The sequence below is a fragment of the Pseudomonas sp. Kh14 genome (genome assembly GCF_900291005.1).
Classification (GTDB): Bacteria; Pseudomonadota; Gammaproteobacteria; order Pseudomonadales; family Pseudomonadaceae; genus Aquipseudomonas; species Aquipseudomonas alloputida.
Genome location: NZ_OLKJ01000034.1, coordinates 244063 through 269241, shown reverse-complemented (window position 1 = coordinate 269241; position 25179 = coordinate 244063). Strand labels below are relative to the sequence as shown.

General features: G+C 59.8%; 30 protein-coding genes, 1 tRNA gene and 2 pseudogenes. 14 read left to right on the top strand and 19 right to left on the bottom strand.

The window, feature by feature from the left end:
- The first annotated feature begins 31 nt into the window (after positions 1 to 31).
- Positions 32 to 1288, top strand: a complete 1257-nt coding sequence (locus FQ668_RS18360; RefSeq protein WP_230678111.1) for an outer membrane protein transport protein — start codon at positions 32 to 34, stop codon at positions 1286 to 1288.
- 227 nt (positions 1289 to 1515) lie between these two features.
- Here the strand turns inward: FQ668_RS18360 and FQ668_RS18355 are convergent, their stop codons facing one another.
- Both FQ668_RS18355 and FQ668_RS18350 read right to left on the bottom strand, forming a co-directional pair.
- Positions 1516 to 1989: an isoprenylcysteine carboxylmethyltransferase family protein gene (locus FQ668_RS18355; protein ID WP_014590431.1), complete on the bottom strand. Its 474-nt coding sequence runs from the start codon at positions 1987 to 1989 to the stop codon at positions 1516 to 1518.
- 21 nt (positions 1990 to 2010) lie between these two features.
- Positions 2011 to 2904 carry an NAD(P)/FAD-dependent oxidoreductase gene (locus FQ668_RS18350; RefSeq protein ID WP_019438752.1) on the bottom strand — a complete coding sequence of 298 codons (894 nt, stop codon included), beginning with the start codon at positions 2902 to 2904 and terminating at the stop codon, positions 2011 to 2013.
- Positions 2905 to 3015: 111 nt separating this feature from the next.
- Here FQ668_RS18350 and FQ668_RS18345 point away from each other — a divergent pair, with 111 nt between their 5' ends.
- Positions 3016 to 3666 carry a TetR/AcrR family transcriptional regulator gene (locus FQ668_RS18345; protein WP_019438753.1) on the top strand — a complete coding sequence of 217 codons (651 nt, stop codon included), beginning with the start codon at positions 3016 to 3018 and terminating at the stop codon, positions 3664 to 3666.
- Between the two features lie 30 nt (positions 3667 to 3696).
- Here FQ668_RS18345 and FQ668_RS18340 read toward each other — a convergent pair.
- Positions 3697 to 3788: pseudogene (locus tag FQ668_RS18340) on the bottom strand (IS5/IS1182 family transposase); the annotation flags it as partial.
- Positions 3789 to 4528: 740 nt separating this feature from the next.
- On the opposite strand from FQ668_RS18340, the gene FQ668_RS29045 reads away from it, so the two are divergent.
- The gene (locus tag FQ668_RS29045) at positions 4529 to 4828 is read left to right on the top strand and encodes a hypothetical protein (RefSeq protein ID WP_019438755.1); all 300 of its coding nucleotides are present in this window, start codon (positions 4529 to 4531) and stop codon (positions 4826 to 4828) included.
- A gap of 125 nt (positions 4829 to 4953) precedes the next feature.
- Here the strand turns inward: FQ668_RS29045 and FQ668_RS18325 are convergent, their stop codons facing one another.
- Entirely contained in the window at positions 4954 to 6051 is a 1098-nt protein-coding gene (locus FQ668_RS18325; RefSeq protein WP_144180448.1) for an SDR family oxidoreductase, read from the bottom strand.
- Positions 6052 to 6123: 72 nt separating this feature from the next.
- Between FQ668_RS18325 and FQ668_RS18320 the strand changes: the two genes are divergently transcribed.
- Complete coding sequence (locus tag FQ668_RS18320; RefSeq protein ID WP_019438756.1) at positions 6124 to 6495, top strand: MerR family transcriptional regulator; 372 nt, start codon at positions 6124 to 6126, stop codon at positions 6493 to 6495.
- Positions 6496 to 6526: 31 nt separating this feature from the next.
- On the opposite strand, the gene FQ668_RS18315 is transcribed toward FQ668_RS18320, so the two are convergent.
- The 4 genes from FQ668_RS18315 to FQ668_RS18300 form a co-directional block, all read right to left on the bottom strand.
- The gene (locus FQ668_RS18315; protein WP_019438757.1) at positions 6527 to 6763 is read right to left on the bottom strand and encodes a hypothetical protein; all 237 of its coding nucleotides are present in this window, start codon (positions 6761 to 6763) and stop codon (positions 6527 to 6529) included.
- 277 nt (positions 6764 to 7040) lie between these two features.
- Positions 7041 to 7247 carry a DUF6434 domain-containing protein gene (locus FQ668_RS18310; RefSeq protein WP_019438758.1) on the bottom strand — a complete coding sequence of 69 codons (207 nt, stop codon included), beginning with the start codon at positions 7245 to 7247 and terminating at the stop codon, positions 7041 to 7043.
- 91 nt (positions 7248 to 7338) lie between these two features.
- Positions 7339 to 8349: an alcohol dehydrogenase AdhP gene (gene adhP, locus FQ668_RS18305; RefSeq protein WP_019438759.1), complete on the bottom strand. Its 1011-nt coding sequence runs from the start codon at positions 8347 to 8349 to the stop codon at positions 7339 to 7341.
- 412 nt (positions 8350 to 8761) lie between these two features.
- Entirely contained in the window at positions 8762 to 9631 is an 870-nt protein-coding gene (locus FQ668_RS18300; RefSeq protein WP_019438760.1) for a LysR family transcriptional regulator, read from the bottom strand.
- A 148-nt stretch (positions 9632 to 9779) separates the two neighbouring features.
- Between FQ668_RS18300 and FQ668_RS18295 the strand changes: the two genes are divergently transcribed.
- The gene (locus FQ668_RS18295) at positions 9780 to 10952 is read left to right on the top strand and encodes a multidrug effflux MFS transporter (RefSeq protein WP_014590439.1); all 1173 of its coding nucleotides are present in this window, start codon (positions 9780 to 9782) and stop codon (positions 10950 to 10952) included.
- Positions 10953 to 11323: 371 nt separating this feature from the next.
- On the opposite strand, the pseudogene FQ668_RS29040 reads toward FQ668_RS18295, so the two are convergent.
- Positions 11324 to 11513: pseudogene (locus tag FQ668_RS29040) on the bottom strand (hypothetical protein); the annotation flags it as partial.
- Between the two features lie 260 nt (positions 11514 to 11773).
- Between FQ668_RS29040 and FQ668_RS18285 the strand changes: the two are divergent.
- The gene (locus tag FQ668_RS18285; RefSeq protein ID WP_019438762.1) at positions 11774 to 11968 is read left to right on the top strand and encodes a hypothetical protein; all 195 of its coding nucleotides are present in this window, start codon (positions 11774 to 11776) and stop codon (positions 11966 to 11968) included.
- 1 nt (position 11969) lies between these two features.
- On the opposite strand, the gene FQ668_RS18280 is transcribed toward FQ668_RS18285, so the two are convergent.
- Together FQ668_RS18280 and FQ668_RS18275 are read right to left on the bottom strand one after the other, a co-directional pair.
- Entirely contained in the window at positions 11970 to 12383 is a 414-nt protein-coding gene (locus FQ668_RS18280; protein ID WP_019438763.1) for a DoxX family protein, read from the bottom strand.
- A 104-nt stretch (positions 12384 to 12487) separates the two neighbouring features.
- A tRNA-Leu gene (locus FQ668_RS18275) sits at positions 12488 to 12572 on the bottom strand.
- Positions 12573 to 12771: 199 nt separating this feature from the next.
- On the opposite strand from FQ668_RS18275, the gene FQ668_RS18270 reads away from it, so the two are divergent.
- The 4 genes from FQ668_RS18270 (at position 12772) to FQ668_RS18255 (ending at position 16108) form a co-directional block, all read left to right on the top strand.
- On the top strand, positions 12772 to 13047 hold the full coding sequence (locus tag FQ668_RS18270; RefSeq protein WP_014590473.1) for a hypothetical protein: 276 nt from the start codon (positions 12772 to 12774) through the stop codon (positions 13045 to 13047).
- 84 nt (positions 13048 to 13131) lie between these two features.
- A complete protein-coding gene (locus tag FQ668_RS18265; RefSeq protein ID WP_019438764.1) occupies positions 13132 to 14292 on the top strand; it encodes a nitrogen regulation protein NR(II) in 1161 nt (386 codons plus the stop codon).
- Between the two features lie 5 nt (positions 14293 to 14297).
- Complete coding sequence (locus FQ668_RS18260; RefSeq protein WP_019438765.1) at positions 14298 to 15743, top strand: ATPase domain-containing protein; 1446 nt, start codon at positions 14298 to 14300, stop codon at positions 15741 to 15743.
- An 11-nt stretch (positions 15744 to 15754) separates the two neighbouring features.
- On the top strand, positions 15755 to 16108 hold the full coding sequence (locus tag FQ668_RS18255) for a response regulator (protein ID WP_010954660.1): 354 nt from the start codon (positions 15755 to 15757) through the stop codon (positions 16106 to 16108).
- Between the two features lie 39 nt (positions 16109 to 16147).
- Here the strand turns inward: FQ668_RS18255 and csrA are convergent, their stop codons facing one another.
- The 8 genes from csrA to FQ668_RS18220 form a co-directional block, all read right to left on the bottom strand.
- The gene (gene csrA, locus FQ668_RS18250; RefSeq protein WP_012051904.1) at positions 16148 to 16345 is read right to left on the bottom strand and encodes a carbon storage regulator CsrA; all 198 of its coding nucleotides are present in this window, start codon (positions 16343 to 16345) and stop codon (positions 16148 to 16150) included.
- 253 nt (positions 16346 to 16598) lie between these two features.
- Positions 16599 to 17621: a DNA topoisomerase IB gene (locus FQ668_RS18245; RefSeq protein ID WP_019438767.1), complete on the bottom strand. Its 1023-nt coding sequence runs from the start codon at positions 17619 to 17621 to the stop codon at positions 16599 to 16601.
- A 57-nt stretch (positions 17622 to 17678) separates the two neighbouring features.
- Complete coding sequence (gene modC, locus FQ668_RS18240; RefSeq protein WP_014590477.1) at positions 17679 to 18770, bottom strand: molybdenum ABC transporter ATP-binding protein; 1092 nt, start codon at positions 18768 to 18770, stop codon at positions 17679 to 17681.
- 1 nt (position 18771) lies between these two features.
- The gene (gene modB / locus FQ668_RS18235; protein WP_019438768.1) at positions 18772 to 19452 is read right to left on the bottom strand and encodes a molybdate ABC transporter permease subunit; all 681 of its coding nucleotides are present in this window, start codon (positions 19450 to 19452) and stop codon (positions 18772 to 18774) included.
- Positions 19452 to 20210, bottom strand: coding sequence for a molybdate ABC transporter substrate-binding protein (gene modA, locus FQ668_RS18230; protein ID WP_019438769.1), 759 nt, complete (start codon positions 20208 to 20210; stop codon positions 19452 to 19454). Before modA ends, modB begins: the two co-directional genes overlap by 1 nt.
- An 82-nt stretch (positions 20211 to 20292) precedes the next feature.
- Entirely contained in the window at positions 20293 to 21378 is a 1086-nt protein-coding gene (locus FQ668_RS18225) for a nitronate monooxygenase family protein (RefSeq protein WP_019438770.1), read from the bottom strand.
- Between the two features lie 51 nt (positions 21379 to 21429).
- On the bottom strand, positions 21430 to 21600 hold the full coding sequence (locus FQ668_RS28580; RefSeq protein WP_012051910.1) for a hypothetical protein: 171 nt from the start codon (positions 21598 to 21600) through the stop codon (positions 21430 to 21432).
- A 7-nt stretch (positions 21601 to 21607) separates the two neighbouring features.
- A complete protein-coding gene (locus FQ668_RS18220) occupies positions 21608 to 21910 on the bottom strand; it encodes a DUF1883 domain-containing protein (RefSeq protein WP_003250918.1) in 303 nt (100 codons plus the stop codon).
- A 159-nt stretch (positions 21911 to 22069) separates the two neighbouring features.
- On the opposite strand from FQ668_RS18220, the gene FQ668_RS18215 reads away from it, so the two are divergent.
- The 4 genes from FQ668_RS18215 to galU all read left to right on the top strand — a co-directional run bounded on the left by FQ668_RS18215 (position 22070) and on the right by galU (position 25144).
- The gene (locus FQ668_RS18215; protein ID WP_019438771.1) at positions 22070 to 22429 is read left to right on the top strand and encodes a hypothetical protein; all 360 of its coding nucleotides are present in this window, start codon (positions 22070 to 22072) and stop codon (positions 22427 to 22429) included.
- A 77-nt stretch (positions 22430 to 22506) separates the two neighbouring features.
- Positions 22507 to 23157 (top strand): cytochrome c, encoded by a 651-nt coding sequence (locus FQ668_RS18210; protein ID WP_019438772.1) that lies wholly within the window; start codon positions 22507 to 22509, stop codon positions 23155 to 23157.
- On the top strand, positions 23154 to 24068 hold the full coding sequence (locus tag FQ668_RS18205) for a c-type cytochrome (RefSeq protein WP_014590483.1): 915 nt from the start codon (positions 23154 to 23156) through the stop codon (positions 24066 to 24068). The genes FQ668_RS18210 and FQ668_RS18205 overlap by 4 nt, the downstream gene beginning before the upstream one ends.
- Before the next feature lie 236 nt (positions 24069 to 24304).
- Positions 24305 to 25144 carry a UTP--glucose-1-phosphate uridylyltransferase GalU gene (gene galU, locus FQ668_RS18200; protein ID WP_014590484.1) on the top strand — a complete coding sequence of 280 codons (840 nt, stop codon included), beginning with the start codon at positions 24305 to 24307 and terminating at the stop codon, positions 25142 to 25144.
- The last annotated feature ends 35 nt before the right edge of the window (positions 25145 to 25179 follow it).

The following is a 25179-nucleotide window of genomic DNA, read 5'->3' as shown; positions in this document are numbered from 1 at the left end:
TGTCGTTGGTCATGTGCTACTGAGTCCGTCGATAAAACTCCTCGGTTCGTTGCTGGTACTGGGTGCCTCTGGCGTTGCTAGCGCCAATGGCATTGCTCTTAACGAGCAAAGTTCCAGTAGTGCCGGAACAGCGTACGCAGGCAGGTCATCTTCCGCACTGGATGCAAGCACTCTTTACGGTAACCCTGCCGGGTTGACCAAGCTGAAGCGCAGTGAACTGTCCGGCGGATTCGCCTCACTCGCAGTGAGCGACGATATCAGCCATGCCAGGAGCAGTGTTTCAGGGACGAATAAAGGCGACTCGGTACCTCTGGCGGCCATACCCTTCGGCTATGCATCCACACCCATTGACGAGCAGTTATCGATTGGCCTGGGTTTTTATGCGCCGAGTGGGCTGGTCAATGATTATGAACGTTCATTTCAGGGGCGTTACCACGGCTCCTACAGCACGACCAAGGAAATGACCCTGCAACCGACCATCGCCTATCGCGTCAATGACGTATTGTCGATTGGTGGAGGACCGACGATCAATCGGTTCAATGCGAAACTTGAGAACGCTCTGGCTACAGGCCCCTTGAATGGCCAGGACACGCTGGTAACCATCAAGGGCGATGATGTGGCGATTGGCTACAACGTCGGCGTGCTTGTCGATGTCAGCGAGTCGACACGCTGGGGGGTGACTTATCATTCAAAAGTCAGCTACCACCTCGAAGGGCATACCGAGGTATCCGGGGCGCCCAGCGCACTGTCACTGGACGGAAAGTATGCCGCGTCGATGGATCTCACAATGCCAGAGTCTCTGGATACCTCTATTACTCACAAGTTCAACAGCCGTTGGACCGGATATCTGGGAACCACCTGGACCCGTTGGAGCCGGCTTCAAAAGTTTGAGGCGGTCAACAGTGGTGTTTCATCCACCGGCCAACTACTCGGTTTCGGGAAAGTGGGGGAGTCGTTGAACTGGCATGATACATGGTCCGCGGCGATAGGGGTGTCCACCCAATTGACATCACGGTGGCTGTTGAGGGCTGGTTACGCTTATGACCCTGCACCGGTAGGAAACACCGACCGCAGCGTGCGCATTCCGGTGGGCGATCGCCAAGCTGTGACCGTGGGCGGTGCCTACTCACCTGATGTGGACCTCACCATTGATTTCGCCTACGGTTACCTCTGGGATGCCAGGGTTTCAGTGAAGCATGAAAACAAAACCGGACTCCAGCCGCAGTACTCGGCTGAATATCAGAATCACGCACATGGAGTATCAGTCCAGGCAACCTATCGTTTTTGATCGTGGTGCAGCGTCTCGAAACCAAGGGGACACTTCACATACATGAAAAGGTCTTGTCCGCCCTAGCTACCCTCAATAAACCACGCTGAGGCGATTTAATCTGGGCTAGGGGGAATAAATCTGTCCCCTTTTCAGTCATTCTACGAAATCAGGGCCCATTCAGTAGCCGTGGCGAGAAAGTCGGTGTTGGTTATCAGGATATCCCGCATGCAGCAGTTGCGGAATAGTCAGAGCCAGCGGCGAACCTTGGCCTTGTAACGGCGGTAGTCGTCGCCGAACTTGGATTCGAGATAGCGCTCCTCGCGGGCGATTACCTGTTTCTGGATCACAATCAGCACCAATGGAAGCAAAGCCAAGGCGATTGCTCCGTCGAAGCCGACCGCAATGCCGGCATAGACAAGCGCCATGCCGAGATACATGGGATTGCGGGTCCTCCGATAAGGGCCGGTCGTTGCGATGAGGGTCGTTGGTCGCGACGGCGGAATGTTGGTGCCCAGACGCCGGAACAGCCCCGCCGCCGCAAGCATCATCACCGCGCCGGCAGCGAACAGCAGCGCGCCCGTCGCGACCAGCAACCACCGGTCGATGCCGAAGTAGCTCAGGGCGACGAACCGATCCGCCGCCAGCCCCAACAGCAACGCTCCTAGATAGATGAAGGGCGGAGGTAAGCGCACCCCCGCGCTGTCCGGTTCGACGGCCATGTTCATTTCCTCTCTAAGCGCTCAAGCCAGCATCGACTGCTGGGCAAAAATACCCGCCATCGCGCCCTGCGATGATGCCTGGGTGACCGAGGGCAATATGGGCGTGGTGAGATCGCCGGCGGCGTAGATGCCGGGTGTGCTGGTTTGGCGGCGTTCGTCGACCTTGAGGACGACGCCGGTTGGCGTATCCATCGTGGCGAGGTCCAGCGATTCATGCAGGTTTGCGGATGGCTTGTTGCGCGGATGAGCAAACAGGATGTCGACCGCAACAGTGGAGCCAGTGTCGAGATTGACAGTAGCGATATGCCCTTGGTGATGGGCGATCTCGACGATCCGCCCGTCGATGACAGATATGTTGCGGTGAGCCAGATCGGCCTGGATATCAGGCGCAATGTCGTGACCATCGGCAAAGACAGTCAACCTGTCGGTCCAATCGAGGAACAGCCTGACCTGGTTGTGAGATTGCGGGCCGGACCACACGAGGCCCCAATGTTGCCCGGCGACTTCAAAGCCGTCGCAATAGGGGCAGGGGACGATGGACGTCCCCCAGCTATCGGCAAAGCCCGGAACATCAGGCATCTGATCTGCGACGCCATAGCTTAGGATTACGCGGCGGGCCTTGAGGCTTTCGTGCTCGTCAGTGACAACGCAGAAATCGTCGATTACGCCAGAAATTTTCTTCGCCCGGGCATTGACCAGCCTGATCGTTGGATAGCGCGCCAACTGCTGCCGCGCCGCGGCCAGGATGTCCAGCGGCGGTGTGTGATCGTGACCAAGCAGACCATGTGAATGGCCGGCAAAACGGTTACGCGGGCAGCCGGTATCAAGAACGATGACCTTGCGACGGGCACGGCCGAGCTGTAAAGCGGCGGCGAGACCGGCAAAACTTCCGCCGATGATGATGACGTCATTCATGGTGATGGGCTCCGCTGGAGGGCAGGTTGAAACCTAGCCTTTGGATTGCAAATTTAAGATACCGAGTGGTATCGTATACCTTAAATTAAGATACTGCAAAGTACCAATATCATGACTGAGACCATACAGGTCCGGCGCGGCCGGCCCACCAATGAGGCGCTTGCCCAAACGATACTCAACGCCGCGAGCGAACTTTTTGTGGAATTGGGTTTTCAAGCGACGACGTTGGACAAGGTCGCCCAGCGGGCGAAGATATCCAAGCTCAGCATCTATAAGCGCTTCGAGAACAAGGAGGCGCTGTTCAGCGCAGCCATCACGGCTGGTTGCCAGGAGTCGTTTGCACCACAGGCCCTGCTTGAAGGTGCCGAAGGTTCGGTCGAAGACCAACTTATGGCGGTGGGAACATCACTGCTGCGCACGCTGTTGAGACCAGACGTGAGCAGTATCGAAGCCATGGTCATGGCCGATAAAACGAGTCAAAACGCCTTGAGCAAGCGCCACTACGAAGCCGGCGCCGCCCATGTCATCGCCGACATCGAGACCCTGTTGCGCCAACTTCACGCGAAGGCGCTTCTCAACGTGCCCGATTCCCTCCAAGCCGCCCGCTTGTTTGCCGCGCTCTTCAAAGGGTCCGATCTACTGATGATCGCCCGCTTCGATCAGGCGAGAGCAGAGGACGAAAACGAAATTGAATCCTACTGCCGGTCGGCCGTCGCTATGTTCATAGCCGCGCACGGTCGCAGCGACCGCGCAAGTGGATAAGCATTTAATTGCTCCAGGGCAGCTTGGCCTAGGCTTGGGTTTGCGCTTCAGGGTTCGCAGGGGAATCACAGGCTGCGTCCGATAACTGCGCAGTACTGACGCAAGTGCTCAGCATCGCAGCCTGAATCGACCATAGACTCGGAGACTCCTTCAAGCTGCTGGCTGCTATTGACCGATTGCTGTCCTTAGCGAGAGGCCGCTTTGGGTCCAGGCTGTGTGAAAACGTTCAGCGCGATCCGACTGGTTAGAAAACGACCATAAATTCGCGCTCCTGCGCTAAATCTGGGTTAGCTGAATAACCAAGCCGTTACAGATTTCACGTACGCTCGCACGCTTCAGAGATAAATTTGGGTTTTCACACAGTCTGAGTCGAGCGGACAGTGGGACGAGGGTGTAAGTGACGATAGAGGACTGCTTGAGCTCATAGATGTTGGCGGATGACCCGGTCCGGCGCCGCCCTTGCCGGGGACGCGTTATCGTTGAACTAGAGGTGATATGCTTCGCCGCTTACCAAACAGGGAGGGTGGTAATGACACTGCGGGAGAGGCATAAGGCGTTTCAGGAATGGTTCACGCCGAGGCGGCGTAGGCGAGCGGGCGGAACCTTACTCGCCATCTGGGCTGTCGGCATCTTCATCTACCCTGGTCAGCACTGGATCTATGTATTGACGCCAGGAGTCATGTGGTTCTTGAGCGCTTGGCCGCCCGAGCTTCACGACAAGCGTTGAGTCTCTGGCGGGGCTGCTGAATAGCCGATTGTCCGATTCAGCTCACAGATGAGTCAGACGAATTTGCGTAAAACTGCACGTTCGCTATGGTGGCAATAAACCACCTGACTACAACTAAAGTCGTAGGAGCGTCTCATGAGAATACGCGGTGATGTTTTCTGGGCCTGGGCTGACCCGACGCTTCATCACCGAACTCAAGACGAGACGCTCGACGATGGGACATACATTGATGTTCAGACGCGGCTGTCGCGGACAGGCAAAACGCAGATGTTCATCGGGGTGTACGCCCCTGGTGGCATGGCTATCCTTGAAGAGGCCTTCGATTCTCGCCCTGGCGAGTCGATGACCAGGGCGCTGGCGTGGGGCGTTGGCCGAGCCCGACGTGTCGCTGCTGAAGGTGCGCCTGCGGCAGGCTTTCTGGCTGGCTCGAAATAGCGGAGGCGCGCAGCGCCGGAGGTCGAGCGGCGACTTACTGTCATCAGCGAAGACGCAGTGCGTGAAATGCCTGCGTCGCCACACTTTCAGCTATCCGACAGAGTGGGCATCATCAGCCTGGCCCGTCATCCTCGCTGGCCAGCGCCCTCACTTTTGGATTTTTTCATCAAGGAGCCGTTGACATAGCGCACCGTGTTTTCCAGGGCTCGTGTCATGTCGGGATGCGTAAACTGGTACTTTCGCTCCAATTGCCTGCTGTTTCCCATGTCGAAGCGCTGCGTCTGAATAAAGTTCAATGACTCGGCGCTGATCGCCAAGCGGGTCGCCAGTCCCGGAATCGTCAATATCGACCTGAGCAACCCTATGGGTATATGGCGGCGGGGTGCCTTGACCTTTAGCGTGTCTGCGATCTGCCCAAGCATTACCTGCAAGTTCGGTGTTCGCTCATACAGCGCCAGAACTTGCCGGTTGGCCATGGAGGGGTCGAACGCCACGCAAGTTATCATTTTCACCAGATAATCGACGCTGACCAATGGCAACCAGTGACTGGCGGAACCGGGAATAGCTTTGAATCGGCCTTGTGCCAGATTGCGAATGAGTTCGGCAAGCGGTTGTCCGTCCAGGATATGCCCGTTCTCGCTGTGGCCGCACACCGTAGCAGGGTGAACAATCGTGTAATCCGCATCCGCGTCTTGCATATAGCGGATGACTGCAAAATGGGACTCGAGTTTGCTGCCTTCGTAGCCGCCTACACGGGCGTAGACCGCGGGCCAGTTTGTGTTTTCAGGGCACTGAATATCAACCCCGATACGGGCAAGGTGGTTGAGGTTTTGCAGCATGAAGCCGCCTACCATGAGCAGTCGGATGCGCTGGCTGGCCGCAAGCCTGGCCACGCTCAGAGCACCTTGGACATTGACTGTGCGGGCGCGCTCCGGTGTCAGCCCCCAGGAAAATTCAGCCGCGAGATGGAAAAACACAGCGGTCGCAGTGACGCGTTCTTTGTCTGCTTCGCTGAGGCCAAGCCCCTCCTGGCTGATATCGCCTTCAACGGCATGGAGATACTCCGGGTTACCCCCCAGTTGGCCTACCTGCTCCTTGAGGCGTTCGATGTTACCGGGGCTGCGCATCAGTACCCAGGTCTTGTGCCCTTGCGCAGTAAGACTGGCCAGCAAATGTTGCCCCACAAAGCCGCTGCCGCCGGTGACAAAGCATTCCACACTCATGTTTGAACCCTTGTTTGGATGATGGGCGCAGGCTAAGGTGTAGAGCCTGCTCTACAGTCAAGGATTTTTAACGTGAATATTGGAGAGTTGGAGCGCCGGAGTGGGCTCAGCCGCCATACATTGCGCTATTACGAACAGCTCGGGCTTATTGAGCCACAGCGACAAGCCAACAACTATCGTAGTTACAGTGAACAGACCGTTGCTGACTTGGCTTTTATACAGAGTGCCCAGGGCGGGGGCTTTTCACTTGCTGAGATTGGGGACATTCTTGTGGCCAGGCGGGGTAACACGATCGACTGCGCGCAAGGTGCCGTCTTGGTCGCCGCCAAGATGGCCGAGATTCAAACGAAGATCACCACGCTACAAGCCGCTTATGTTTTTCTGGACGCGGAGCGTGCCAAGCTCGAAGCCAGTGCTATTGCCAATGGGCAGATAATTCCCTGAGGTCCTGTCCATGACCTTTTTCGATCGAGCGTCAGCCTTCAGGTAAGGTTACACCGCAGATAAACTCATGCGTCCCCAAGCGGTGCGAGCCGAACTCCACCACGTAGCCGTCTCCTCTGCGTTCCGCCTCTGCCTTGGCCGTCTTCTGGTCGGCATAAACGTCGACAAAATGCCATGGATGTCGGTCTCTCAGGACTCCCCATCCGATGACCCAGCCTTCCCGCGAAGGGTCCGGCGGCAGGTGCTTCGCCAAGCTTCGAATGGACATACCGATCTCCTCATATGCACAGGCTCGCCCTTGCAGGTTGAGCACTTTTCTTGAACCACACCTCGCGGGCGTCGGTCTTCAGCATGAAGGATGAGTGATATTTCCAGGTTTCCTCATCAAATATTGAAATGTTCGCAGTCTATGGTTGGGCTCAAAGCCAATTCCACCATCGAGGGAGTCAGGAAATGGATTATTCCAGCATGGTTGAATCGTTGGACAAGATGCTGAACGCAACGGCTGCAGCCAAGGCCTGCCTGCAGCCGTCAGATACAGAACGTCACCCATACCTCCGTAGCCATTCGTCCGCGACGTCACCCATGGTTGATGGGGTGCCACTCTTGATCCAAAGCATAAATCCACGGTCGAACTTGAATGCTGCCCCGCACTCGCTGAGCAGAAACTGACGAACCTTCTGCGTGTTGCGGTAATGCTTGTCCAGTGGAGTTGTACGGGTGATCGGCCCGGCGTGCCAGTCGACGGTCATGGTCTGTTCCTTTGACAATTGAGAAGGCAAAAAGCCCGTAGAGGGTCATCTACGGGCTTTGCTGTGGTTTCACATGACCTGGCTCGGCCTGTCAGCCTTCGAACTGTATCACCATCCGGCCTTTGATCTTGCCCTCCAGCATCTCGTCAAAGATCTGGTTGATATCCTCGATCGGTCGCAGCGTTACCTTGGGCACCACTTTGCCTTCAGCGGCAAACTGGAAGGCTTCCTGCAGGTCCTGGCGTGTACCTACCAGCGAGCCCACCACTTCGATCCCATCAAGCACCAGGCGAGGAATATTCAGGTCCATGGACTCCGACGGAAGCCCGACGGCCACCAGTCGCCCGCCAGCGCGCAAGGCATCGACGGCAGAATTGAACGCGCCTTTGGCCACGGCAGTAACGACGGCAGCATGTGCGCCACCGGTCTTGGCCTGGATGACCTTCGCGGCATCTTCGTTGAGCGGATTGACGACCAGGTCCGCGCCCATCTCGCTGGCGAAGCGCAGTTGCTCTTCGTTGACGTCGATGGCGATCACTTTGGCGTTGAACACATTCTTGGCATATTGCAGGGCCAGGTTGCCCAGGCCGCCGAGCCCGTAGATGGCGATCCATTGGCCGGGGCGGATGTTGGAGATTTTCACTGCTTTGTAGGTCGTGACGCCGGCGCAGGTGATGCTGCTGGCGGCAGCGGAGTCGAGGCCGTCGGGTACTTTGACCGAGTAGTCGGCCTTGACGATGCAGGCCTCGGCCATGCCGCCGTCCACGGTGTAGCCGGAATTCTTCACGTCGCGGCACAGGGTCTCGTTGCCGCTGTTGCAATATTCGCAATGTCCGCAACCCTGGTAGAACCAGGCAACGCTGGCACGGTCGCCTGGCTTGAGCGAGGTGACGCCCGGGCCAACTTCCTGGACCACGCCAATACCTTCGTGGCCCAGTACTACACCGGTCTTGTCACCAAAGTCGCCATTTTTCACGTGCAGGTCGGTGTGGCACACACCGCAGCACTGCATCTTCAGCAACGCTTCGCCGTGTTCGAGAGGGCGCAAGGTTTTCTCTATCACGTCCACGCGACGGCCTGGTGCAACGACAGCAGCTTTCATGAGAGCCTCCGTGTCTATCCGATGTGAGCTTGGGTTATCGTCGGGACAGCATAGACCTTGCCGGGCCAGGCAAAATTGCTTCAGGTCATGGTCATGGTGGGCGCTTCCACAAAATACCTGCGTATACCTGACTGGCCTTTGCAGAAAAAAGAAAAGCCCGCGGCAAGGATGCGGCGGGCTGCAAGAACATACGGAGCAGGGCCAGTGTGCCCATCCGGATGTCGACATTTCGTGAAGGTCAGGTGATGAGGCTGTCATCATCTGCACCGAAGTGCGCAGGCTCACAAAAAAACGGCCGACGTCAAGTAATTTGCGAGGGTTTTCTGAAGGCCAGAAACTTATATCGGGCGCCGGGTTAGCTGAACTTCGCGCCACTTTGCGGTGCTGCGGCGTTGTGAGCCATGCCTGACGTTCAATCGGAGAAAGCCGATGTGATCGCCTCCACAACGACACGCACTCTGGCCGTGCGCGCCAAGTCTTGGTGCAACACCAGCCACGCCTCGTAGGACTTGGCCCGCCGGCACCCCGGCCATAGCCGCACCAGCGCGGGATCGCGCTGGGCCAGGTACTCGGGTAACTCGCCTATGGCTAGGCCGGCGCGCACGAAGGTCGCGAGCATCAGGCTCGAATCCAGTTCGGCAACCACGCGCCCCTGTGCTCTGGATTCACCCGCCAGCGTGTTGTCCTGCCGGCTGGTCACACCCTGCTGGTAAAGTGCAATATCGTGATTCGCAAGGCCTTGTCCGGGCTGTGGTTCGCCATGTTTTTCCAGATAGCTTCGGGTAGCGTACAGGCCGACTTCCCAGCAGCCGAGTTGGCGAACGATCAAGTCAGGTTGCTCTGGCCGCAGGGTACGTACAGCAATGTCGGCCTCCCGCCGTGCCAAGTCGAGCAACCGCGTCGTAGTACTCAGGATCACCCGCACTTCAGGATGGCTGGCGCGCAGGTGTTCAATGGCAGGAAGCACGAAGTCCACCGCCAGGGCGTCGGTGGTGGTCACGCGCACCTCACCGGCCACGCGCGCATCGGCACCTTCGCCGCGGCGCTCGAAGGAGACTGCCATGCGTTCCATGTCCTCGGCCATACGCAGCACTTCCTGGCCGGTGTCCGTTAGCACCAAGCCGCCCGTGGTGCGCAGGAACAGCCGACTGCCCAGCGCTCGCTCCAATCCGGTCAGACGCCGGCTCACCGTGGTCTGGTCGATGACAAGTTGCTGCGCTGCCCCGCGCAAGGTGCTGGCGCGCTGAATTGCCAGGAATATCCGCACGTCGTCCCAGTTCACTCCTACCCCCATTGTTGGGGCTGCAAATATGCAGCCATATGCTGCTATTTTATGCATTTTCACATGAAAGGCGTCTCCGTAGCATTGCGTCAATCCCTTTTGAACCCTTTGACGCGCAGCCGGCCCGCCTGGCTGCCGGGGAGCTACCATGCCTCGCTTACCCTTCATCCTGACAGTCGCCATGCTGAGTGCCTTCGGGCTGATTGCTTCGGACGTTTATCTACCCGCAATGCCAAGCATGGCCACCGAGTTCGGCATCGCCGACTGGCAGATGCCGCAGACCATCTCGTTCTACCTGCTGGCACTGGCATTTGCCCAGTTGGCCTACGGGCCACTGTCGGATCGCAATGGCCGCAAGCCCATACTGCTGGGAGGCATCGCCCTCTACATCGTCGGCTCGGTGGGCTGTGCCACCTCCACCACCTACAACGGGTTTCTGGCGTGGCGCATGCTGGAAGCAGTCGGCGCGGCTGCGGGCCTGGTCGTGGGTCGCGCCCTGATCGCCGACACCTGCGACAAGCGCACCTCTGCCAAGGTCTATGCGGTGATCTACCCGCTGGTGTCGCTGTCGCCAGCCTTGGCACCGGCCATAGGCGGGCACTTGGCAGCGGCCTTCGGCTGGCGAGCTGATTTCCTGTTCGTCGCTGCGTTCGGTGGCATGGCACTGCTGATGGCAATGACGCTGCTACCGGAAACGCTACCCATCGCGGCCCGTACCCGTACCTCCCCCTTTGCCGGCTTCAGTCATGTCCTGCACGACCGAACTTTTCGCCGCTATACATTGGTGGTCTGCGCGATCTATTGCGCTTGGTTCGTCTACTTGACCCAATCGCCGTTTCTTTTTGCGCGCCAAGGCTTGAGTGAGGAGCAAAGCGGCTGGCTGTACCTGCCGCTGACGGCCGGCATCATCGCTGCCAACCTGCTGACCAAGCGGCTGCTTGATCGCTGGCACTACGACCGTATCCTCGCTGTCGGCATCATGTGCTTCGTACTTGGCGGGGCGGCATTCCTGGCCGTGCTGGCTCTGGGGCTACATGGCGCGGCCGCTGTGGTGCTGCCGATGTGCCTGGTCAGTCTCGCCAATGGTTCGTCGCTGTCGCTGGCGGTATCTGGGGCCATTGCGAGTGAGCACGGGCATGCGGCCACCGCGTCAGGACTGGTAGGGTTCTGTCAGATCGGCAGCGCCGCGCTGGTGGCAATGGGGGTCAGCGCGGCCTTCGGCACCGGCCTTGGCGTGCTTTGCGGCGCGGTAACGGTGCTCGGCCTGATCGCGCTGTCCACCTGCCTGCCATGGCCTAGAAACCGGACGAGCGTGGTCTGATTATCCTCAATGACGCTGGAACCCCAGCGCCCGGGCCGTGAATGCTTCCAGCATGTGGGATTGGTTTGGTCGCAGCATTCGTTTCGTTATAGGTCTGTCGCAGCCGACTGCCAGCAGCTGAATTGAATTCGTTCGGGCAAAGAGGACATCGTGAAAATTTTGGCTATCTCAGGCAGCTCACGTGAAGCGTCAACGAATACGGCGTTGTTGCAAACTTGAGCATCTGTTGTTACGCATCCCTCTCATTGGAAAATCCCCGGAGGAAGTCGTGAGCTTTTTATGCCTGCCAGATAATGAGTCGCAAATCAGGTCGTTACTACTCAAATTTGCTGCAGCAGTTCATCAAAGCAGCAGGGCGAGCCTGGCAGCCACTAATACAGTTCGTTAGAAATCCGAATTAAGCATTCGATGAAGCGGGCGAGCACTTCCGAAGGCTCGCCTTCCGGACGCAGCAAGTAGGTCGTCAGCAACGGCGAACGGCCTGTCAGTGGCCGTGCCACTACGCCAGGTTCCTGGCTGGCCAAAAATTTGCGCGCAGCCCGTCAGCCCCAGGGCGATGCCTTCCTGCGTGCTTGGCTTACTGCATATGATGAATCCGCCTAACTTATTGATAAACCTGCTGTATCTGGCTATGGCGTAGTCAAGCAAAGTTCGGTGCTGGAGTCATGGTGAAAAAAGCCCGCCATGGAAGGCGGGCAAAAGACGTTTGAAGGGAGAGCCTGCAGGTTGCGCCGGTCCGGTTAACCCAGGATTAAGCGACCACGCATTGACCCGGCACCCTGATCAGCCTATACAGGCCTGTCATTATCCCAGGAGCCAGCATGCGCGACGAAGACGACCTGCACGAACCCGAGCATGATCACCTGCTTGACCACGAATTTCTCTATGACGACGTGGAGCCCGAGGCAGATGCCCAAGGCGCCGAGGATGAAGTGGAGGAAGACGAAGAAACGCTGAATGACCTCGATGACGAAGAGCGCGATCACCCAGCTTGGTTCGACGATTGCGACGACTGACTCAGCGACCATCCACCGAGAACCGCCCGGGCCCGCTTACCGCGAGCAACAGCAGGCCGCCCATGATGCTGAGGTTTTTCAGAAACTGGGTCGTGTTGGCGCTGCGCTCAGGGTCGACCATGTTCCAGAATGGGTGGCCCAGCAGCGCCGTGCCCAGCACGAACAGCGCGAACAGAAAGGCTAACGGCCGTGTGTAGAAACCGAGGATCAACAGGATTGCGACGAGAAACTCCATGATGACGGCAATCCCTGCTGCCAGCATCGGGGCAGGGGCGCCGAGCGAGGTCATGTAGCCTACCGTGCCATCGAAGCCGGTCAGCTTGGCCCAGCCAGACAAGACGAACAGGATCATCAGCAGTACGCGGGCGATCAGGATAATGATGTCGCGTTGACCATCGAACAGGGAGTAGCGCATGGCGGCGTTCCAGTGGACGGGGACAAGCTCCACTTTAGCAGCTACGCCAGACATTGCTTTCAGGCAGCAAAAAGGCGCCGCAGGGGCGCCTTTTCAACGAAGTTTGGTGCGAGTGGCGGGACTCGAACCCGCAAGGCTCACGCCGACAGATTTTAAGTCTGCTGTGTATACCAATTCCACCACACTCGCACGCTTGAAGGGGTCGCAACGACCAGCTCGCTTCTAAGCAGAAGGGCTTCGCAATCAAGCGCGCTTTATAACCCATTGTTATAGTTGAGTCAACTGCAGCGCCTATGATCAACAGATAGAAGGGTGATCGAACCGGCAATTGACACCGTGCTGTCGTTACGCCACTGTCGCCCATCATTGGATCCAAGAGTGTTGCGTAATGACTCAGGGCCGGGTTGGTGAAGGTGTGGTGCGTCCCCGGTTATTCTGGCGGCTGTTGTTCGCGCAAGTGCTCGTGCTGGGTGCATTTCTTTACATCAGCCTGATCAGCCTGGGCGTTTATCTGTTGTTGCTGGGCTTTGATGCGGAGCACTCACAGCAGCAGCGTATGTTGGCGCTGGCCGGCGGTGGTATGATCATGCTGCTCAGCCTGTGGTTGCTGAAAGTGGCCATGCCGCGATGCATCAGTCCGACGCTGGCCGAGCCGGAACGCTGACTGCCTGTAGTCGTTCAGCTGTCTACTGGCAGACACTCCGGGCTACGCTCATTTCCTTCCTCCTGCTGTGCCAGTGGAGTTTGCATGGTTTCAGCTGACTGCCTCGATGCTTCCGTCATGCCTGCCCATCGTTACGAACAGCTGGTTCAGTCGGTGGTGGATTATGCCATCTACATGCTCGACCCTTCTGGCCATGTGGTGTCGTGGAACGCAGGTGCGCAACGGATCAAGGGTTACCGTAGAGATGAAGTGATCGGCAAGCACTTTTCGTTGTTTTTCACGGCGCAGGATTGTGCGGAGGGCCGCCCTGAGCGTCTGCTATGCCAGGCGCTGGAGCAGGGTGTGGCGCAGGACGAAGGCTGGCGGGTGCGCAAGGACGGCACGCAGTTCTGGGCCTTGGCGGCACTGGATGTGATCCGTGATGAAAATGGCCAGATCATTGGCCTGGCCAAGGTGACACGCGATATCACTGACCGTCGCGAGACGGCGCAGCAGCTCGACGCAGTGCGCGCCCAGCTGTTCCAGGCGCAGAAGCTTGAAGCCCTCGGCCAGTTGACCGGTGGTCTGGCGCACGACTTCAACAACATGTTGACCATCATCATCAGCTCGGCGCGCCTGGCGCTGGCCACCCAGGACCCGGCACGCACCCAGCGTATGTTGCAGCACATCCTCGATGCCAGCCAGCGTGGCACCGAACTGACCCAGCAACTGCTCAGTTTTGCCCGTCACCGCAAGTTCGATGTGGCCAGCGTTGCCCCGGCAGAGCTGGTTAATGCTACGCGTGGCCTGCTTGAACATGCATTGCCAAGCTCGATTGACTTGAAGGTGTTGCTGCAACCGGACCTGCCGTTGATCGAGGTGGATGCCGGGCAACTGCAGATGGTGTTGCTCAACCTGTTGTTCAATGCTCGTGATGCCATCGACGGGCATGGCCGCATCAGCCTGACAGTCGATGTGGTCGAGCTGTTCGGCGAAGTTGAAGGGCTGAAGGGCAGCTTCGTGCGCTTCGAGGTGGAAGACAGCGGCGAAGGCATACCCACAGAGATACTGCCGCGTATCTTCGAGCCGTTTTTCACCACCAAGCCTTTCGGCAAGGGTACCGGCCTGGGGCTCAGCCAGGTCTATGGTTTCGCCCGGCAAAGTGGCGGTGCCATTTGTGTCGACAGCGAGCCTGGCCGGGGAACTTGCATGCGACTGTACTTGCCAATGTATCAGGACCAGACGGATAGCCCACTCGACAGGTAGATAACATGGCGCAGGCACTGAAGCGACTGGTAACGGGGATCGACGGGCTCGACGCGTTGCTCAAGGGTGGCCTGATAGCTGGCGCCTCCTACATTATCCAGGGGCCGCCGGGGGCCGGTAAGACCATCCTCGCCAATCAGCTGGCCTGCGGCCACGTGCGTGGCGGTGGTCGGGTGCTGGTGGCCACCTTGCTGAGCGAGTCGCATGAACGCTTGTTCCAGTACCTGTCCACACTGGACTTCTTCGACCCGGCGCTGGTCGGTGACAAAATCCAGTTCGTCAGCGCCTTTGATACCCTTGAGCAGGACGGGCTGGATGCGGTGGTGCGCTTGCTGCGCCAGGAAATTGCCCGGCAACAGGCCAGCCTGCTGATCGTCGACGGTGTGCTCAATGCCCGGGTACGTGCGGAAACCGCGCTGGACACCAAGAAGTTCGTCTCTGAGCTGCAGGGGCATGCGGCCTTCGCCGGGTGCACCGTACTGTTGCTGACCAGTGCCCGGCTCGACGAGGGTAGCCCGGAACACACCATGGTCGATGGCGTGATCGAACTGGGTGAGCAACTGGTCGGCAGCCGCGCCGTGCGCCATGTCCAATTGCGCAAGACCCGCGGCAGTGGTGCGTTGTCGGGGCGTCACGAATGCCTTATCGATGAGTCCGGCATGCAGGTCTATCCTCGCCTGGAAGCGTTGTTCAGCCACCCCAGCCAATTGGGCAGTGGCACCTTGGCGCGTATCAGCAGCGGCGTACCAACCTTCGATGAAATGCTTGGCGGAGGCTTGGCCACCGGGTCAGTCAGCCTGCTGATGGGGCCTTCGGGGATTGGCAAGACATCATTGGGCCTGGCCTTTCTGGGTGCCAGCACCCCGCAGGCGCCGGGGTTGCATTTCGGTTTTTACGAAACACCCGAACGCCTGCGCAGCAAGGCCGCTTCGCTCGGTTACGATTTTGCCGCGATGGAGCAGGGCGGTAGCTTGCAGCTGTGCTGGCAGCCGACCACCGAGGGCTTGCTGGACCAGGTTGGCGCGCGACTACTGGAGCGTGTAGCGGCGCAGGGCAGCAAGCGCGTGGTGATCGACAGCCTTGGCGCATTCAGCCGCCTGGCTATTGACCCGACGCGGCTAAATGCGTTTTTCCGCGCGCTGGCGGGTGAGTTGCGCGCGCGCGATATCAGCGTGATGCTGACCTGGGAGATGCGCGACATCTTCGGCGCGGAAATCAGCGCCCCCGCGCCGGACCTGTCGAGTATCGTCGACAACCTTATGCTGATGCGCTTTGTCGAACTGGACTCGCAACTACGGCGCATGCTGTCGGTCCTCAAGGTGCGTGACAGTCACCATGACCCGGCCTTGCACGAGCTGCTGATCGGGCCGCAAGGCATTACCTTGCGCAAGGCGTTCGAAGGTGCCTGCGGTGTGCTTTCGGGAACGCCGACGCCGCAGGAGAGCGGGTGACGGACGAGCCGATGAACACCATCCTGATTGTCGATGACGAATACCTGATCGCCGATATCCTCGGGTTTGCCCTGGAGGACGAAGGTTTCCTGGTGGAAAAGGCGAGCAATGGCTGCAAAGCACTGGAGGCGTTGAAGGAAAAACGCGTGCAGCTGGTGATTACCGACTACATGATGCCGCTACTCAACGGTGAGGAGTTGGCGCGTGCCATCCGCGAGGACCCTGCGTTAAGCGAGTTGCCGGTCATCCTCATGAGCGGCGCACAGGCCAGCCAAGGATGCCCGGCCCTGTTTGCCGCAATATTCGACAAACCGTTCGACATGGATGAGATGATCGCCACGGTGCATCAGTTAATAGGCACCTGAGGCTGGCGGTCGAGCGCATCCATGCCCCTCGGGTGACGCTCAGTGTGAGTCTTCGTGTTTCTCCGGAGCCGGGCTGCCGGCCTGGATGCGTTTGAAGATTTCTTCTCGATGGACCTGAACATCTTTCGGTGCATCGATACCGATCCTCACCTGCATCCCTTTGACGCCCAGAATGGTGACTTTGATGTCATCGTTGATGACGATGCTTTCGCCAACCTTACGGGTGAGTATCAGCATGTAGTTCTCCTTGGTGATGTAAAAGTCCGCCGGGCTAGTTGCCGTGGCGGCGGGAGCTTGTCCCTCTTCCTTCTCATTAAAGACGCTTTCGGCGGATAGTAATTCCCCGACAGACAAATTCTGTTGCGTGTCTTCAGTTGCAGGTGCCAAAGCAAACCGTCAACGGTTTGTCGGCCAAGGTGCTCGCTGGCAAGAATAGGGGGGTTGGCGGCTAATGGGAAATTTCTTCGCATCATGGGCTGAATAGACAAGCTCAATGGGCCTCCTGTTCCTCGAGTGCCTGAAGAAACAACAGCAAGGCCACTTCCTCCGGGTCCAGGCCTTTGCGCACACGGTTTTTCGGCAAATTGGCAAGGCGCCCCAAGGCATAGTGCTCCAGGACTGCCGGGTGGATGTAGCAGCGCCGGCACACTGCCGGCGTATTGCCCAGGCGCGTGGCTACCTGGCGGACTATTGCGGCGACCTGACGTTTGGCTTCACTCTCCGGCTCCCAGGCCAAGGGCTTCAGCAGGTTCAATGCCAGGCTGCTGCCGGCCCAGGTGCGATAGTCCTTGGCAGTGAAGTCGGCGCCGGTCAACTGCTGCAGAAACTGATTGACCTCGGTGGAGCCGACACTATGGCGCTGGCCGTCTTCATCCAGGTACTGAAACAGTGCCTGCCCAGGCAGTTCCATGCAGCGTTTGAGCAGGTTGGCCAAGCGCCGGTCGTTGAGGGTGACGTTGTGTTCGACGCCGCGCTTGCCGCGGAATTGAAAGCGAATGCTGCTGCCTTTGATCTGTACATGGCGATTGCGCAGGGTGGTCAATCCGTACGACCGGTTATCGCGCAGGTAGCGCTGGTTGCCAATGCGGATCAGGGTGTGGTCCAGCAGGCTCACCACCAGCGCCATGACCTTTTCCCGGTCCAGCCCTGGCCGCGCCAAGTGGGCTTCCAGCTGTGTGCGCAGCTTTGGCAAGGCTTGGGCGAACGCAAGCATGCGCCCGTATTTGTGCTGGTCGCGCAGTTCGCGCCACTGCGCGTGGTAGCGGTACTGCTTGCGGCCACGGGCATCACGGCCGGTGGCTTGCAGGTGGCCTTGCGGATCGGCGCAGATCCACACATCCGTGTAGGCCGGGGGGATCACCAGTGCGGCGATGCGTGCGAGGGTTTCGCTGTCGCGTACTCGTTGGCCATCGGCATTCAGGTAGATGAAACGGTCGCGCCAGCGCCGACGGGTCAGGCCCGGCTGACTGTCGTCAACGTAGTGCAGGGTGCGCGGCAGGGGGCAGTCAAGCATGGGCGGTGGGCCTCGATCAGGTCACTGATCAATGGACAATACGCGCGCTAAGGATGCTCAACCCAAAAGGGCCACCGACTTGATCTGGGCGAACAGTATCTGCCCCGTGTGCAAACCGAGCTGGTCTGCCGAGAAGCGGGTGATGCGTGCAAGCAGGGCATTGCCGCCAGCATCCAGGCTGACCAGCACATGCGCCGGGTTGGCCGCCGGGCAGCTCTCGCGCACACGCACCGGCAGGCGGTTGAGGATGCTCGATGCGCTGTCCGCCGCCAGTGCCAGGCTGACATCCCGGGCCTGCACCTTGACGCGCAGGGTGCTGCCCATCACCTGCGCCGCGTGGGTGATGCGCAGCAGCGGCCCGCTGCTGCCGGGCAGGCGCAGGTCCAGCAGGCCGTAGTGTGGGTCGTGCCCAACCACCCTACCTTCGAACACGACGCCGGCGTCGTCGCCCTGGGCCAGCGACAGGTCAAGGCGAGCCAGGGTTTCGCCGATCGGGCCGCTGGCGATCGCCCGGCCTTGTTCCAGCAACACTAGGTGGTCGGCCAGCCGCGCGACTTCATCCTGGGCGTGGCTGACATATATGAGGGGGATGTCCAGTTCGTCGTGCAGGCGCTCCAGGAAGGGCAATATCTCGCGCTTGCGCGGGCCGTCGAGGGCTGCCAGCGGCTCGTCCATCAACAACAGCCGTGGGCTGCTGAGCAGGGCGCGGGCAATACCCACCCGCTGCGCCTCGCCACCCGACAGGGTTGCCGGGCGGCGGTCCAGCAAGTGGCCGATACCCAGCAGTTGGCACGCCTGGTCGAGGCTGACCTTGCGTGCAGCGGGCGCTACCCGGCGCCAGCCGAACGTCAGGTTGCCGCGCACCGACAGGTGCGGGAACAGGCTGGCTTCCTGGAACACGTAGCCCACCGGGCGCAGGTGCGGTGCCTGGAAGTAGCCACGGGTGCTGTCTTCCCAGACTTCGCCGTTGACTTCGATATAGGCGCTGGCGGCCCGTTCCAGCCCGGCCAGGCAGCGCAGGCAGCTGGTCTTGCCGGAGCCAGAGTGGCCGAACAGCGCGCTGATGCCGCGCCCGGGCAGGTGCAGGTTGACGTCCAGGGTAAAATCGTCGCGTGCCAGTTTCAGGTGCGCCACAATCGATGCGGTCATTTCAGCTCCAGCCAGCTTTGCCACGGCGTCCAGCGTACAGCAGGAGCAGCACCAGGAATGAGAACACCAGCATGGCCCCGGCCAGCCAGTGGGCTTGCGAATACTCCATGGCTTCGACGTGATCGAAAATCTGCACCGAAACCACGCGAGTCTTGTCGGGGATGTTGCCACCGATCATCAGTACGACGCCAAACTCGCCCACCGTGTGGGCAAAGCCGAGGATGCTGGCAGTGACGAAGCCAGGGCGGGCTAGCGGCAGCACCACGTGAACGAAGGTATCCCGTGGGCTGGCGCGCAGGGTGGCGGCGACTTCCAGGGGGCGCTGGCCGATCGCGCCAAAGGCATTCTGCAAGGGTTGCACCACGAACGGCAGGGAGTACACCGTCGAGCCAATCACCAGGCCTGTGAAGCTGAACACCACACTGCCCAGGCCTAGCGCCTGGGTGGCCTGCCCGAGCCAGCCGTGCGGGCCAAGGGCGATCAACAGGTAAAAGCCGATCACCGTCGGTGGCAGTACCAGCGGCAGTGCCACCACCGCACCCACCGGCCCGCGCAGCCAAGAGCGCGTGCGCGCGAGCCACCAGGCGACCGGTGTGCCGATGATCAGCAGGATCAGGGTGGTCAGGCTGGCCAGTTTTACGGTCAGCCAGATGGCGCCCAGGTCACTGGCATCGAGTGGCATCAACGGTCATAACCATAGGATTTGATCACCGCTGCGGCTTTCGGGCCTTTGAGGTATTCGACCAGTGCCTTGGCGGCCGCATTGTCCTTGCCTTTGTTGAGGATGACGGCGTCCTGGCGGATCGGGTCGTGCAGGTTGGACGGCACGATCCATGCCGAGCCATGGGTTACTTTGCCGTCCTTGTAGATCTGCGAAAGGGCGACGAAGCCCAACTCGGCGTTGCCGGTGGAGACGAACTGGAAGGCCTGGGTGATGTTCTGGCCTTCGACGATCTTGCCTTTGGTGGCTTCGGTGAGCTTCAGCCTGTCCAGCAGCTGGGTGGCGGCCAGGCCGTAAGGTGCCGCTTTCGGGTTGGCGATGGACAGGTGTTTGTATTCGTTCTTTTTCAGTACTTCACCCTTGGCATCTACGTAGCCTTCCTTCGCAGACCACAAGGCCAGGGTGCCGATGGCGTAGGTAAAGCGTGAGCCAGGTACGGTTTCCTTTTCTGCTTCCAGCTTCTTGGGGGTGGTGTCGTCAGCGGCGAGGAACACTTCGAACGGTGCACCGTTCTTGATCTGCGCGTAGAACTGCCCGGTGGCGCCGTAGGCCGCGACCAGTTTGTGGCCGGTGTCTTTTTCGAATTCCTTGGCGATGGCCTGGACAGGGGCTGTGAAATTGGCTGCGACCGCGACCTGGACTTCGTCGGCCCAGGCAGTGTTGAAGGCCAGCAGGCTGGCCAGGGCAGTGAAGGTCAACTGGGGCGAGCGGATACGCATGAAGACAGCTCCTTGAGATTATCGTTATAGCCTTAACTATATAGCGATAAGCCATTGGCCGTGAAGAGGCCAGGCCTGCCTGTCAGAATGCCTGGTGACCGATTACTGCCAGTGCCTTGCCGGCAATCTCCCGGGTCAGCTCACCCGCCGGCATGTGCCGGCCCAGCCGTAACGCCTGCCCCGACCACAGATTGCTGAAATCACTATTACCCTGCGGATCGGTGATTGCCCGTAAAGGCATCAATGCCCCGCCCGCCAGCGGGAAGCGCGGTGCAAGCTCGCTCATCGGCCCCAGCTCGCGCATGAGGCGATTGTTGATGCCTCGCGCCGGGCGGCCGGTGAACAGGTTGGTCAGGGCGGTGTCGCTGGCAGGCGCGCTGTCCAGCGCCTGGCGATGCGCTGGCGACACCTTGGCCTCGGGGCAGAACAGGTAAGCCGTGCCGATCTGCACTGCCGAGGCCCCCAGGGCCAGTGCCGCCAACAGCCCGCGGTGGTCGCCGATACCACCGGCGGCAATCACTGGCACGCCGACGGCATCGGCCACCTGCGGTACCAGAGCGAAGGTGCCTATCTGGCTGGTGATGTCATCGCTGAGGAACATGCCGCGATGGCCACCGGCTTCATAACCCATGGCGATGATCGCATCGCAGCCATTGCGCTCCAGCCAGACCGCTTCTTCCACGGTCGTGGCGCTGGACAGTACTTTGGCACCGCTGGCCTTTACCCGCTGCAGCAGTTCGGCCTGCGGCAGGCCGAAGTGGAAGCTCACCACCTCCGGGCGCAACGCTTCGACCAGCAGGCAGCTCTGCTCGTCGAAAGGCGCACGGTTGGACACCGGCGTGGGCGCCGTGAAATCGGCGCCCACTTCGCTGTAATAAGGCTCAAGCGCCTGCTTCCAGCGCGCATCGCGCTCGGCATCGGGCGCTGGCGGCTGGTGGCAGAAGAAGTTCAGGTTCAGCGGGCGCCCCGGGCAGCCGGCGCGGAATGCAGCGATCTCGGCGCGCACCTGTTCGCCGCTGAGCATGGCGCAGGGCAGGGCGCCCAAGCCACCTGCCAGGCCCACGGCAATGGCCATGGCCGAGCCGGTCGCCCCCGCCATGGGTGCCTGCAGAATGGGCAGCTCGATGCCCAGCAGGTCGAGGATACGGCGGTCGGGCCAGTGGCTCATGCGATTCTCCTTGCGTGGGGCGAGCGATGCGGCGGGGGCTTGCGGCGAGTCTTACAGGGCCTTGCTGACCTGGATGTCGCTGATTTTCTCGGCGTCTTCGCCGTGGATCTTGCGCAGGGCCTCAAGGGCTTGCTCCTGCGAGGCATCGGGCATCAGCGCGAAATCCCAGCGACGCTGGCCGTCGAGCTTGTATTTGATGACGTACTTGATGGTCTGGGTCATGGTGGCCTTATCTGAGTTTCGACGACGAGCGACGGATGATCTTGATCTTGTGGGTCAGCGTTGGCTTGCGGGTGACCGAGATCGGGCGAGTGGTGACGGTATCGATGGTGATGTTCCAGAAGCCGGTGCTGGGTACGGTGATCTTCGCCGGAAACTTCTCGAAATGGCCGCCGTGGTAAGTATGACGGCCGCCGTTCTTGAAGCTGCGGAAGTTGGCGTCGTTCATCAGGCGGATATTGCAGCGCTGGGAGCACTCGATGACGACAATATCGTCCTCGTTGAGGTGCTCGCGCTGGTGTACGAATTTCATGTGATGCTCCGCAAGGTTTGGATCTGCAAAAGCAAAAGATACCACGATGTGCCGTTACACTGCCGCGTTGATCGCCGGGCGTAGATAATTCTGCCAAAGCAGGGAGCAAAACCGCCTGGATGTGGTCGAAGCGAATTCTTGAAGGCAGAGGTGCAGCAAATGAAGTGGATGGTGGCGGCGTTGTCGGTGACGCTCGGTGGCTGCGTGAGCGTCGCGGAGCTGGAGCAATCGCGTGAAACGATGGATGTGATCTCTGGCAAGAGCCCACGCGCCTATGCCGATTGCGTAAAGGAGAAGCTTGCCGATACGCGTGACCCGCTGACCGAAGAGCAGCGTGGCGATGGCCTGCGGCTGATCGTACCGCAGAAAATCACCTCAGGTGCCGGCCCGGCCGCGCTGGTGGATATCGACAAGCGCGGCAGCGGCAGCAGCATCAAACTGCACGAGCGGCTGAATAACTTCCCGCTGCGCCTTGGCGATGTGCGCACTGCCGCAACGCAGTGCATCTCCGGAAGTTGATCTGAAGCAACGGGTCCTCCTTTCTCTGCTTATATGTTTTAAGCCTAAACATATAACAAAAGAAAAGGAGATTCGTGATGACACCGTTGAGACGCGTGATGATCGGCAGCTTGCTGATCCTGATCTGGCCCACGGCACATGCCGCTGATGGTCAGAAGGTCTTCACCCAGGGTGGGGCCAACCCCGCCGCCATGGCCTGTCTGGGATGCCATGGCCCGGACGGCAATGGCATTGCGGCTGCCGGCTTTCCACGTTTGGCCGGGCTACCGGCCGGGTACCTTGCCAAGCAGTTGCAGGACTGGCGCAACGGCAGCCGCAAGCAGCCAGTGATGGAACCTTTGGCCAAGGCCCTGAGCGACGACGAAATCAAGGCCGTCAGTACCTACCTGGCCAGCCTGCCGGCAGCGCCCGCTGGCGACCTGCACCGCCAGCAGATTGCCGATGACCCGACTATCCGCATAGCCCTGTACGGCGACTGGAGCCGGCAGATTCCTGGCTGCGTGCAATGCCACGGGCCGGGTGGCGGCGGGGTGGGCGAACACTTCCCGCCCTTGGCCGGCCAGCCCGCCAGTTACCTGGTGGCACAGCTCAATGCCTGGCGCGACGGCAGCCGCAGCAATGACCCCAACCAGCTGATGGTCGGCGTGGCCAAGGCCATGACCGATGAGGAGATCAAGGCCGTTGCCGAGTTCTTCGCCCGCCCCGCCAGTCAGGAGGTCACGCCATGAATAACCTGATTCCCGTCTTGTTGCTGCTGGCCGTGGGCAGCGCCCAGGCCACGCCGATCGCCATGGAAGACCAGTCGCAGTTGAAGGTTCCCGGTGTGCAGGCGACACCGCAGTTCGTGCCGCCTGCTGAGCGTGAGTTGCCCGATAATGCCTTTGGCAAAATGGTGCGTGAAGGCCACGCCTTGTTCGTCGACACCCGCCGACTGATGCCCGAGGCGGTGGGCAACGGCATGAACTGCAGTAACTGCCACCTCGATCAGGGGCGGTTGGCGCACTCGGCGCCGCTGTGGGGGGCCTACCCGATGTACCCGGCCTATCGTAAGAAGAATGACAAGGTCAACACCTTCGCCGAGCGTATCCAAGGGTGTTTTCAGTTCAGCATGAACGGCAAGCCGCCGGCCGCTGACAGCCCGCAGATGACGGCATTGGCGGTGTATTCATACTGGCTGTCGACCAAGGCGCCGACCGGTGTGGAGATTGCCGGACGTGGTTATCCGGAGGTGGCACAACCCAAGGGCGGTTATGACTTCAAGCGCGGCCAGCAGGTTTACCGTGAACAATGCGCGATTTGCCATGGCGATAACGGTGAAGGGCAAAAGGTCGCAGGCGAGTACGTAATGCCGCCGCTTTGGGGCAAGGACTCCTACAACTGGGGGGCCGGCATGCACCGCATCAATACCGCGGCGTCGTTCATCAAGTACAACATGCCGCTGGGCAAGCCGGGCAGCCTCAGCGATCAACAGGCCTGGGACGTGGCGGCGTGGATCAACCGCCACGAGCGGCCACAGGACCCGCGGTTGGTAGAGGGATCCATCGAGAAGACGCGGGTGAAGTTTCATGCCAATGATGGGGTTAACCTGTATGGTCAGCAGGTTGATGGGGTGCTGATCGGGCAAGGGACAGGTAGCTGAGGTAAGCCGGTGGCGGCCTCTTGGCGCGTGAGCCCGTCGAAGAGGCCGCCACCGGCACGCTGATTTTCCTGTCATCCAACGGTCATGTATGACAGCAATATTTACGATCCCTCGGAACTATCTACACTGGGATATCTCTATGATGGCAACGGTCGTTGTCGGGGGCATTGTAAGGTGACTGCCGCCTGATTAGACTGCGCCGAATTCCACAGGCCTAGCCTTTTGTAAGGACGTATATGATCAAAAAATGCTTGTTCCCGGCAGCCGGCTACGGCACGCGCTTCTTGCCTGCTACCAAAGCCATGCCCAAGGAAATGCTGCCGGTGGTCAACAAGCCACTGATCCAGTATGGCGTTGAAGAAGCATTGGATGCGGGTCTGAACGAGATCTCCATCGTTACCGGGCGCGGCAAGCGTGCCCTGGAAGACCACTTCGACATCAGCTACGAGCTGGAAAACCAGATCAAGGGCACCGACAAGGAAAAATACCTGGTCGGTATTCGTCGTCTGCTCGACGAGTGCTCCTTCTCGTACACGCGCCAGACCGAAATGAAGGGCCTTGGCCACGCGATTCTTACTGGCCGCCCACTGATCGGCGACGAGCCGTTCGCGGTGGTGCTGGCGGACGACCTGTGCGTCAACCCGGAAGGTGACGGCGTACTGACTCAGATGGTCAAGCTGTACAAACAGTACCGCTGCTCGATCGTCGCCATCCAGGAAGTCGACCCGCAGGAAACCAACAAGTATGGTGTGATCGCCGGTGAGATGATCCGCGACGACATCTTCCGTGTGACCAACATGGTCGAAAAACCGGCCCCGGAAGACGCGCCTTCGAACCTGGCGATCATCGGCCGTTACATCCTGACCCCGGATATCTTCGACATCATCGCCAATACCAAGCCAGGCAAAGGCGGTGAAATCCAGATCACCGATGCCCTGCTGCAGCAGGCGAAGGATGGGTGCGTGATTGCCTATAAGTTCAAGGGCAAGCGTTTCGACTGCGGTGGCGCCGAAGGCTACATCGACGCGACCAACTTCTGCTTCGAGAACTACTACAAGACTGGCAAGGCTTACTGATAAGCCCTGCTGGCCTCAAAGCCATCCTTCGGGGT

What these genes read in the sequence shown, in the direction of transcription:
- FQ668_RS18355 (WP_014590431.1), bottom strand. Translation starts at nt 1,989, where the DNA reads ATGGCCGTCGAACCGGACAGCGCGGGGGTGCGCTTACCTCCGCCCTTC.
- FQ668_RS18350 (WP_019438752.1), bottom strand. Translation starts at nt 2,904, where the DNA reads ATGAATGACGTCATCATCATCGGCGGAAGTTTTGCCGGTCTCGCCGCC.
- FQ668_RS18345 (WP_019438753.1), top strand. Translation starts at nt 3,016, where the DNA reads ATGACTGAGACCATACAGGTCCGGCGCGGCCGGCCCACCAATGAGGCG.
- FQ668_RS29045 (WP_019438755.1), top strand. Translation starts at nt 4,529, where the DNA reads ATGAGAATACGCGGTGATGTTTTCTGGGCCTGGGCTGACCCGACGCTT.
- FQ668_RS18325 (WP_144180448.1), bottom strand. Translation starts at nt 6,051, where the DNA reads ATGAGTGTGGAATGCTTTGTCACCGGCGGCAGCGGCTTTGTGGGGCAA.
- FQ668_RS18315 (WP_019438757.1), bottom strand. Translation starts at nt 6,763, where the DNA reads ATGTCCATTCGAAGCTTGGCGAAGCACCTGCCGCCGGACCCTTCGCGG.
- FQ668_RS18310 (WP_019438758.1), bottom strand. Translation starts at nt 7,247, where the DNA reads ATGACCGTCGACTGGCACGCCGGGCCGATCACCCGTACAACTCCACTG.
- adhP (WP_019438759.1), bottom strand. Translation starts at nt 8,349, where the DNA reads ATGAAAGCTGCTGTCGTTGCACCAGGCCGTCGCGTGGACGTGATAGAG.
- FQ668_RS18295 (WP_014590439.1), top strand. Translation starts at nt 9,780, where the DNA reads ATGCCTCGCTTACCCTTCATCCTGACAGTCGCCATGCTGAGTGCCTTC.
- FQ668_RS18285 (WP_019438762.1), top strand. Translation starts at nt 11,774, where the DNA reads ATGCGCGACGAAGACGACCTGCACGAACCCGAGCATGATCACCTGCTT.
- FQ668_RS18280 (WP_019438763.1), bottom strand. Translation starts at nt 12,383, where the DNA reads ATGCGCTACTCCCTGTTCGATGGTCAACGCGACATCATTATCCTGATC.
- FQ668_RS18270 (WP_014590473.1), top strand. Translation starts at nt 12,772, where the DNA reads ATGACTCAGGGCCGGGTTGGTGAAGGTGTGGTGCGTCCCCGGTTATTC.
- FQ668_RS18265 (WP_019438764.1), top strand. Translation starts at nt 13,132, where the DNA reads ATGGTTTCAGCTGACTGCCTCGATGCTTCCGTCATGCCTGCCCATCGT.
- FQ668_RS18260 (WP_019438765.1), top strand. Translation starts at nt 14,298, where the DNA reads ATGGCGCAGGCACTGAAGCGACTGGTAACGGGGATCGACGGGCTCGAC.
- FQ668_RS18255 (WP_010954660.1), top strand. Translation starts at nt 15,755, where the DNA reads ATGAACACCATCCTGATTGTCGATGACGAATACCTGATCGCCGATATC.
- csrA (WP_012051904.1), bottom strand. Translation starts at nt 16,345, where the DNA reads ATGCTGATACTCACCCGTAAGGTTGGCGAAAGCATCGTCATCAACGAT.
- FQ668_RS18245 (WP_019438767.1), bottom strand. Translation starts at nt 17,621, where the DNA reads ATGCTTGACTGCCCCCTGCCGCGCACCCTGCACTACGTTGACGACAGT.
- modC (WP_014590477.1), bottom strand. Translation starts at nt 18,770, where the DNA reads ATGACCGCATCGATTGTGGCGCACCTGAAACTGGCACGCGACGATTTT.
- modB (WP_019438768.1), bottom strand. Translation starts at nt 19,452, where the DNA reads ATGCCACTCGATGCCAGTGACCTGGGCGCCATCTGGCTGACCGTAAAA.
- modA (WP_019438769.1), bottom strand. Translation starts at nt 20,210, where the DNA reads ATGCGTATCCGCTCGCCCCAGTTGACCTTCACTGCCCTGGCCAGCCTG.
- FQ668_RS18225 (WP_019438770.1), bottom strand. Translation starts at nt 21,378, where the DNA reads ATGAGCCACTGGCCCGACCGCCGTATCCTCGACCTGCTGGGCATCGAG.
- FQ668_RS28580 (WP_012051910.1), bottom strand. Translation starts at nt 21,600, where the DNA reads ATGACCCAGACCATCAAGTACGTCATCAAATACAAGCTCGACGGCCAG.
- FQ668_RS18220 (WP_003250918.1), bottom strand. Translation starts at nt 21,910, where the DNA reads ATGAAATTCGTACACCAGCGCGAGCACCTCAACGAGGACGATATTGTC.
- FQ668_RS18215 (WP_019438771.1), top strand. Translation starts at nt 22,070, where the DNA reads ATGAAGTGGATGGTGGCGGCGTTGTCGGTGACGCTCGGTGGCTGCGTG.
- FQ668_RS18210 (WP_019438772.1), top strand. Translation starts at nt 22,507, where the DNA reads ATGACACCGTTGAGACGCGTGATGATCGGCAGCTTGCTGATCCTGATC.
- FQ668_RS18205 (WP_014590483.1), top strand. Translation starts at nt 23,154, where the DNA reads ATGAATAACCTGATTCCCGTCTTGTTGCTGCTGGCCGTGGGCAGCGCC.
- galU (WP_014590484.1), top strand. Translation starts at nt 24,305, where the DNA reads ATGATCAAAAAATGCTTGTTCCCGGCAGCCGGCTACGGCACGCGCTTC.